This is a genomic window from Sulfurihydrogenibium yellowstonense SS-5, assembly GCF_000173615.1.
In the GTDB taxonomy this organism is placed as follows: Bacteria; Aquificota; Aquificia; order Aquificales; family Hydrogenothermaceae; genus Sulfurihydrogenibium; species Sulfurihydrogenibium yellowstonense.
Genome location: NZ_ABZS01000063.1, coordinates 1 through 8,477 on the forward strand (window position 1 = coordinate 1; position 8,477 = coordinate 8,477).

Consider the following 8,477-nt stretch of genomic DNA (forward strand, 5'->3'; position numbering starts at 1 on the left):
ATATCGACGGTTTATTTAGAATTTGTGAATACTGATAAAAAGCAACCAAGATAAGAATTAAACCAACAAGACCAAGCAGGTTAAACAAAAATCCTATTACCAAAAAAATGCCACCAATACCACCAAGCATGTTTGGCGTGCTTAAGTTTAATTTCTGTGAATTCATCTTAACCTCCTCTTTTTTTAATTTACTTCATTTTAATGCCAAAGTCTTAAGAAATAGTAAAGCATCATCTTTTGATATTTCTATTGCTTTTATTTCTGGTAATTCAGAAGATTCTGGAGGTTGCTTCTGAATTGAATATTCTATTTGTCTATCTCTTTCTAAACCTAAAAGTGTTAATATTGCTGTTACTAAGCTTGTTCCACCAGAAATGTAAATTGAAATCTCTCTATCTTCGTATTTTTTTATTTCGATATTTATTTTAATTATCTGTTCTTTTATACTTTCTTCGTCATTAAAATCGCATTTGTAAGGGTAAATTTTAATTTTATGATATACTCCGAGACTTTTTAGAATCTCATGTAGATAATCGAAGCCATTTTTTCCTTTATCGTTTTTTGTTTCTGTTTTACCGCTGAATAAAACGTGTATTTCCTTTAAAGCGTCCTTATGGAATTCTAAAAGTTCAAATATAGGCTCGTAGTTTCCCGGCAAATCACTGACAAATTTTTTATATTTTTCCTTATCTGTAATTCCTTTGGGTTCCGACAGACCAAAAATCAATACTGGTCTTGGTTCTCTGCCTTTAGATGGTTTAGTTTGTAATTGTTTGTCAAAGAAATAGACAAAAACAAAGCCAACAGAAAACATGTTAAGAAATGTAGTAATTGCCAATCCTGTATTCTTTATTAAATCTTCGTTAGCTATTATACTCTTTATATATTCTGCTAATAAGCTTGATAAAACAAACTCAGATAAAAAGCCTATAAGACCAATCAGTCCACCAACTTCCCCAATCAGCAAATATCTTAAAACGCCGGAAAATTCTTTAGCCGTTCTTTTATAAAAGTAGCGATGGTACAATAAAAGCAAAATAAAAGAAATCACCAAGGAAACACCAAAGAGGATCGTAGAATTATCATTATTATCATTTAAACCTGTAGAATTATTCTTTAAACCTTTGGCAATAGTAAACGGAACATAACTTAAAAATACGATTATTATAAATCCTGTTAAACTTGCAGCATACTTGTACTTTTTAAACCACTTACCCATCTAACACCCCATAACCTATGCCGGTTTTTGCTCCAATACCAAGATAGTTAAACGCTTCTATTAAATCTTCTTTTAAATCTGTTTCAAAGGCTTCTTTATAGACCTGACTATTTTTAAAGTAAAAGTTAAATTTTTCTCCCTTTGCTACTGTTAAGAATTTTATTGGAACTGGATTTTGGTCATCAGTTGGTGGCTCTTTATCATTGTAATATTTTGGATAATGTGGGTTCATGATATCTTCTTCTAATCTTGGAAAGTGTTCTGGAATAGCATCGAGAATGATTAAATCTCCTTTGTATTGCTGATTTCCGAAAACCCTTACAAATGCTCCTATCTCTGTGTCTTCTCTATTTCCGCTTTCAATCTTCTTCTCAAATTTTGAATACTTTTCAAAATCAAAATTTACCTTTTCTAAAATCTTATAAGCCCTTAAAACGCCTTTAATTGCGCTTGATGGAATGTAAGGAAAACCGTAAATAAAATGTAATTTAATAGAAACTTCTAAAGCAGAACCGCCGCCAAGTCCAACTATCAATCTTGATTTTGTAGCAAGCGTAAAGCTTTTATCTGCTATCTGTCTTTGTCTTTCATTTAGTTTTTTTATATAATTATCAGCTTCTTGGAAATTTTTTGGCTTTAATTCGTAAACCTTGTCTTTAGCTTTAGATACATCAAGCATCCTATTGTTTTGCATATTATAAAATGGAATATACTTTTCTAAAATCAACTTTAAATTTGATGCACTGTTTAATGAAAGTTTTATATCATTTCCTTTAGGAATAACTAATATTGCATCCTGTCCTGGCTGTTGGTTTGATTTGTTTTGATATTTACCATTACTCATTTTCGCCTCCAGACTCTAACATAGCATCAGAAAATCTTCTTAACCAATTTACAAGTCTTAAAGTTTCTTCTGTATAGTACATATACTGCTCAACGCTTGCATCAAGAACGAGTTTTTTCATTATTTTTTCAATTTCATTTTTTACATTATCTCTCTTAAAACCCGGTTCTTTTTGACCTTCTTGTCTAAACAACCAATTTGAAATAATCGCTATAACTTCAAGATGATGGTCTTTTCCTTTTGCAAATAGAAAAGCTAAAGTATTTCCAAGTCCGTTTGTTAAAATAAGTGTGCCAAGCTTAGATATTAACGAGCTTGCATTTTTTTCAAAAGATATATCTTTTAACTCTTTTATTTCAGAAATACACTTAAAAGCATAATTACTTCTCTCTTGTTCTAATGTTTTCATCTCTTACGCCTCCACTACTATTTTTGTAAATCCTCTTCCAAGTGTTTCATCTCCTCCAAATTGAAGGACTTGATTGTTTATTTTTTCTATTACTTTATTTAGCTGTTTTTCATGTTCTTCTTTTTTTCTTGCATCCATACAACCATAGAAAACTGTTTCTGCAGGTAATAACTCCTCATACCATAGTCCACCTTTATCTTTATCAACCGTTCCTTTCGCTTGGTCGATTTTAATTCTTGCGTTTACTTCTGTATAGTTTTTAACAAAAAATTTAAATACATCATCGCTTACTACTACTATTTTATTTTCATCTATTTCGCATTTTGTAATTTCTTTAAGTCTTTTTAGACTTTCGTTTTTTGTTGCGTTAAATGTAAATTCTTCTAAAATAAGCTTGTTATTATTTATCAGGACTTTATCTGAAGACACTACCGCCTTGTCTTTTTCTACTTCTGGAATTTCGACGTCTATTTCTGTATCTCTTTTGAATCTTTCAAGAACGTAAGGAGAGGTTATCCATACAAAAACGCCTTTTAGAGATTTTACCGGGAATAAAAGAATCTTTCCATCTGTAAATATAACTTTTCCTTCTTCATCCCCTTTTCCAAAGATATCTTCTTGTTCTTGCTCGTTAAATGAAGCCCTTATAACGCCTTTGATTGCTGATGATGGCATCACCGGAAAATCTGTGTGTGCTTCTCTTTGAATTGGTAAGTCTATTAAACTTAACGTTGTTCCACTGCCTATGTGCATTGGTGTTAAAACATGATAGAAAACTTTTTTCATTATCCTTGACCTCCTTTATTTAAATTTAAAGCTCCTATTATGCTTAATCCAAATCCTGTTGGGTTTTTGATATCAAAATATGGATATTCAAGTTCATAATAAGCCGGTTTAAGATAGTATTTATCAAATATTTCATCAATTTTGTTTTGGTCTTCTACTTTGTAGTAAACAACCGAACCTTCAGGAATTAGTCTAAATATTCTGGTTGGAAATCCTGTTGTGTCATTTGGCAATTTTATCCAACTACTGTAAATAAATGGTTTACCTAAAACCTTAGCTATGATTTTTGCTCCTTCTATTTCTAATACCTTGTTTGTAGGTGATAGTAATATTAACTTGAAAAATCCTGTCTTTCTGACAATACTTTTTATATTTTCCTTTTCTTTTAAAAGCCTTTCTGTTAAATCCCTGTCTTTTTTAATTACGACCGATAGCTTACTTTCTCCGCCAACGATTACAGTATCAATATTTAAATCTTCAGATGGTTTTACATAAAAATAAACATCTTCTTCAAATCTGATAAATGTTTGAGTAAATAAGTGTCCTTCCTTTGTAGTTCTTGTGCTTCTATCTATTTCTATACCTGTTCTTAATTCTTTATGTGGTCTTAAAAGCTCTGTATTAAGCGATATTTCTTCGTCTTTTAAGTATTTTATATACTCTTCATCTTTTAAATAGCCGTTTAAATCCTCCATCTTCTCGCTGGTTTGATAATCTAAAAAGTATTCTAAATTTTCTTCTGTAATTACATTGTCAAGTTTACTGACAACCGGTTTGATTACTCTGTTATTTCCGTCCTTTCCGTCTTTTACGGCTTTTATGTCTATTGGTGCTTTAAAGTATAGATTTTCTCCTTTTGCAATGGATATAAACTCTAAGTTTAGTTTTTTACCCGTAACTTTGTTTAGCCCGCTGACAACCGGGATTGGATTTATAAAGAAACCCGACTCTCTAAAAACTCTTTCTTCTGCGTTAAATGGCTTTCCATCACCAAAGATTAATACATCAAATGGTCTAATTCCTATCATTTTGCACCCCACTTGCTATAAATTTAGCTACTTTTAAAGTGTTGATTATTTTTTCCGGTTCTTTGAAATTAAAAAGCTCTTTAGTATCTAACATAAATTCTGCAAACTTGTCTTTTCTCTTGTAAGGCTTCTTCTCAATTAGATATTTTATTAGCTTTTTAACAGGTTCTTCATCTTCTGTTTTTGGTAGGTATGGAAGTAAAAGCTCTTGTAGTTGATAGATAAAGCCAAACGGAAAATCTTCATCAGAAAGAAAGCTTATTAGCTTTTCAAATAATTGTAGATGATCGTTTTTTATTAAAGCTTCTGCTGATGAGAATGAATGTTTTATATATTTTATGCATACTGCATCTTTTTCTTTTTTTTCTTTATCAACTTTTTTAGCTTTGCTTTCTGCAGACCTTGCTTCTTGTAATACATAGCTAAGAGGTATTTTGTAATGGGATATTACTAAACCTGCACTTGCTGTAAAATTGTATCCTGCATCTTTCATATCTTTAAATTTATCTTTAAATTGACTTATTATTTCCATATACCCTTTTAGAGCTGTTTCCAATGGGAACAATGCTAAGACATCATCACCGCCTGAGTATACAGATATTCCGGAGTATTTTTCTACTATACCTTTAACCTCTTTACTAAATTCTGATAACTTTTCAGTTATATCTATAATCTTATTCTCTTCAAATGCTTTTGATATTTTTTCTCCCATTGAGTCTCCGTCCATTACAACGATGGCATAGTAAACTGGCGGATAGCCAATTTTTTCATTTTCTTTATTTTCATTTTCATAGAGTCCTTTCAAACTATCTATAAGTTTTTTTACTTTTTCTATTTCCTCTTTATTTTTATCCGGATTTTTCTCTAACTCTTTAATATGTCCATTTAGTTCTTCGATGTATACGTATTCAATATCTTTGTTAAATAAATACTCCAAGTTGTTTTCTATAAATTTTCCTTTTATAAGTTCTTCATATTTTTCTCCATTCTTATTTTCCCTTTGAAGATAGATAGCCAATGCAGCGTCTGCTACTGACTTTCTTTCTCTTTCGTTTTTACTTTCTGCCTCTTTCATTTTTTCTTTTTCAAGATAATATCTCTTAGCATAACAAAATGCACAAAGCCTGTCTTTTTCACTGTCTTTTGTAATTGAATTTTTAAAATCGTGTTCTGTTGCTCCAAGTATTACTCTTTTTCCGCATACATCACAAAGATAAGCTCCTCTTATAAGCTCTGGGTTAAGTTGATATGCTTTTTCCATAAAATCTTGATAATTTTCAAAATCTGAATACTGATTCTTTTGCTTTTTAAAAAGATTAAATCCTTCGATAGATTTATTATCAGGCTCTATTGATGCTTTTGCATTAGCTACTGCAATATCTACATCATTTTTTGCTTTTACGATATCGTTATCTTTAATCTCGCTAATAGCCCAAACTATATTGATGGCATTTCTGATTTGATATCTGATTAAATTCTCATACTCTTTAAATTCTTTATCAGGGATTTTATATTTAACTGTGTCTACAAGAGTATTTAATTTTTTAAACATTTCTTCTTTCATACGCTTTACTTTTTCAATTACCTGCTCTTTTTCTCCTTCTATTGTAAGGTATGCTACGTTCGTTATGTTTAGGCTATCTTCTTTTATAACATCCTTAGTTGGAATTATAAACTCAACCTTGTCATCATTTGCAAGCGACTTTAATCCTGATTGCATAATCCTTGGAATAAGCTCACTACCACCTGTTAAATCTTTAAGCTTTCTTGACCTTACAATTGTATCTTGTATAGATGGAATGGTTATTTTTACTAAATACTTAGCCATCTTTTAGCCCTCTCTTTTCAAAGGTTTCTTTTGTTAGTTTTTTAACTTCTTCTATCGCATTTTTCCAATCATTATATTTAAATTTTTCATTCTTGTAATAAAAGCCCATAACAAATAGTCTGTAATTTTGATTAAATTTTAAAATTGAGAAATTTACAAAAGATGCTTGTCTTGGGCGTGCTCCTCCAAGAATAAAGTCTAACTTTTTTTCTTTTATTCCATGGATTACTTTTCCGTAAAGATTTTCTAAAGCTTTTTCAAAATTTTGTTTATCAAATTCAAAATTTTCAAAATTTTTTCTATCAAAATTATTTTGTTTCTTTATTGGTATAAACTCATCTTTTAGAAGCATGTCATCAATTATGAAATTTTCTTTATCATCTTCTCTTTTAGAAAAACAAGCAAATGAAGGATTATTTGTTTTTATTTCTTTTAATCTTTTAGCTATAAAAAATCTGTCTATCTTTTGTATTTCATCTTTCCATTCAAATTGTTCTATCTGCATATTTCCAAATAGTCTATTTCTTCTATGTCCTACTCCAAGCAAAAAAGCAATGTTTAACAGTGCTTTATAAAATTCTACTGGATATTTGTAAGAAATAATTTTTAAGTTAAAAGTTTTATTTGGCAGGATGGCAAATTTAGAAAAATCGCTTTTATGTGGAAGCAATTTGATTTTTTCAGTTCTTAGATTAGTTGGAACATCAACAATCAATCTAAACTTTCCTTTTCCTTGTGTATTACCGAATACTTCACTTTCCAATTCATATAATTTTTCAATACCTTTTTTATTATGCTCTACATACTTACCGGCAACTAATCTAAAAGCCTGTCTCATTGTAGATTTTATTTCTGTTGGTCTTATAAAAATAGAGTCTAATTTTCCACTATTTGCTCCACCCATGATGGTTGGAGTTATGATTTCTACTTTAAAAATAGCTTCCTCCATCTTTAACCTCTCTCTTTTTGATTTTTTAAAATGGACTTCTTAAAATCTCTTCATTTAACTTTATAGGAACTTCAATATATTCATCTCTGTTATAGTGAAAGACTTTTATCGGTAAAAAGTAGCCAAGAGCCATACCAAGAGCAAGCATTATCGCAACAGGTGCCGAAAATACCATATAGTTTTCTTTTTGCTTATTATCATCTATTGCCGTGTAAATCTCAGAAACGATACTACTCCAATCTCCAATCTCTAAATTGCCCTGATGCTCTTTACTTTGTATTATCAACTCCCCTTTAGCTCCTAACTTTTCTTTAAGCTCTAATCCTTTTTCTATCGGATTATGGCTTGCAAGATAAATAATTACCATCAACGGATCTTGTATATTTTTATTAACAGAAATTTTTTCAAATTCTGACTTTTTCTCTTTTATCTTTCTTGGATTATCTGTTAAGTCTATAACTTTGTGATATTCTTTTTGATAATGATAGATTATGCTTGCCTGTCTGTTTCCAAGGATAACACCAAAATACAATGCCAATGTAGATATTCCCGCTGAGACATTTAGAACTACTTTATTGTGATCTTTTATTACCCCTTCTAATGTCAAAAGTTTACTTACTTTCTCTCTAAACTCGTTTAAAATTCTTATAAGCTCTTCTCTGTTTGAAAAATCTACACTTGGTGTTATTAGATACATGTCTTGGTCTTCTAATCTGTAGAATTTCCTTAGATTTTCTAATTTGAAATACTTAAATCTTTCATCTTTCTTGATTGCATCTTCCATTTGTTTTAGAGATTGTAAAGCTAACTCTGGTTTATTTATATGTATAAATATTACAGGCAAATGCTCTGGATTAAGCCAAAAGTTAAGCTCTTCTACGTTCTCTATGTCTTCCGGAGTTATTAAAACTTTTTTAGCTTTTTCAGTTATTTCTTTCTTTTCTTCTATATGATTAACCGGTATTATAAATCCATTTGATGAAACTCCTCCTGTAAAAGCAACATTATCTAAAATTTCTTTTTCTTTTGCTATCAAACCTGCTGTAACGGCTAATTGGTAAGATTTTCCGCTAAAAATGTTGTCAAAAATCACAAAAAAGTTTTTATTTGTAGCTTCTTTTATAGTCTCTAAATCTTGCTTATTAATAAAAGTGTTTAGCGTGAAAGTTTGGTTTGATAAAGGTATTATTAATGCTTTATTTAATCTTGATTCTTCAGGGTTTTCTATATTGTAGGTAGGGAAATATACTTCTTTAAATGGGATTTCTTATTATTTCTATGGCTGTTTGCTGGTCAAGGTTTAGGGTTTTTGTAAGCAGTTCAAAATTTAAATATTTCTTTTCTGTTAGCAGTAATTTTATTATCTCATATTTTGCTTGCGTGATTTCAACATCCGCATCTTGCTCAAGTAGTA

General features: G+C 30.1%; 8 protein-coding genes. All 8 read right to left on the reverse strand.

The window, feature by feature from the left end:
- Positions 1-193: 193 nt before the first annotated feature.
- Genes SULYE_RS03715 through SULYE_RS03750 form a run of 8 tightly spaced genes read right to left on the reverse strand, consistent with a single transcriptional unit; the run spans position 194 to position 8,156 of the window.
- Positions 194-1,219: a hypothetical protein gene (locus SULYE_RS03715; protein ID WP_007546642.1), complete on the reverse strand. Its 1,026-nt coding sequence runs from the start codon at positions 1,217-1,219 to the stop codon at positions 194-196.
- A complete protein-coding gene (gene cmr6 / locus SULYE_RS03720; RefSeq protein WP_007546643.1) occupies positions 1,212-2,063 on the reverse strand; it encodes a type III-B CRISPR module RAMP protein Cmr6 in 852 nt (283 codons plus the stop codon). The genes SULYE_RS03715 and cmr6 overlap by 8 nt, the downstream gene beginning before the upstream one ends.
- On the reverse strand, positions 2,056-2,472 hold the full coding sequence (cmr5, locus tag SULYE_RS03725) for a type III-B CRISPR module-associated protein Cmr5 (protein WP_007546644.1): 417 nt from the start codon (positions 2,470-2,472) through the stop codon (positions 2,056-2,058). The genes cmr6 and cmr5 overlap by 8 nt, the downstream gene beginning before the upstream one ends.
- A 3-nt stretch (positions 2,473-2,475) precedes the next feature.
- Positions 2,476-3,258, reverse strand: coding sequence for a type III-B CRISPR module RAMP protein Cmr4 (cmr4, locus tag SULYE_RS03730; RefSeq protein WP_007546645.1), 783 nt, complete (start codon positions 3,256-3,258; stop codon positions 2,476-2,478).
- Positions 3,258-4,286 (reverse strand): type III-B CRISPR module-associated Cmr3 family protein, encoded by a 1,029-nt coding sequence (locus SULYE_RS03735; RefSeq protein ID WP_007546647.1) that lies wholly within the window; start codon positions 4,284-4,286, stop codon positions 3,258-3,260. The genes cmr4 and SULYE_RS03735 overlap by 1 nt, the downstream gene beginning before the upstream one ends.
- Positions 4,273-6,114, reverse strand: a complete 1,842-nt coding sequence (gene cas10 / locus SULYE_RS03740; RefSeq protein WP_007546649.1) for a type III-B CRISPR-associated protein Cas10/Cmr2 — start codon at positions 6,112-6,114, stop codon at positions 4,273-4,275. The genes SULYE_RS03735 and cas10 overlap by 14 nt, the downstream gene beginning before the upstream one ends.
- Positions 6,107-7,063, reverse strand: coding sequence for a type III-B CRISPR module RAMP protein Cmr1 (cmr1, locus tag SULYE_RS03745; protein WP_007546651.1), 957 nt, complete (start codon positions 7,061-7,063; stop codon positions 6,107-6,109). The genes cas10 and cmr1 overlap by 8 nt, the downstream gene beginning before the upstream one ends.
- A 25-nt stretch (positions 7,064-7,088) precedes the next feature.
- Positions 7,089-8,156, reverse strand: coding sequence for an SAVED domain-containing protein (locus SULYE_RS03750; RefSeq protein WP_007546653.1), 1,068 nt, complete (start codon positions 8,154-8,156; stop codon positions 7,089-7,091).
- Between the last annotated feature and the right edge of the window lie 321 nt (positions 8,157-8,477).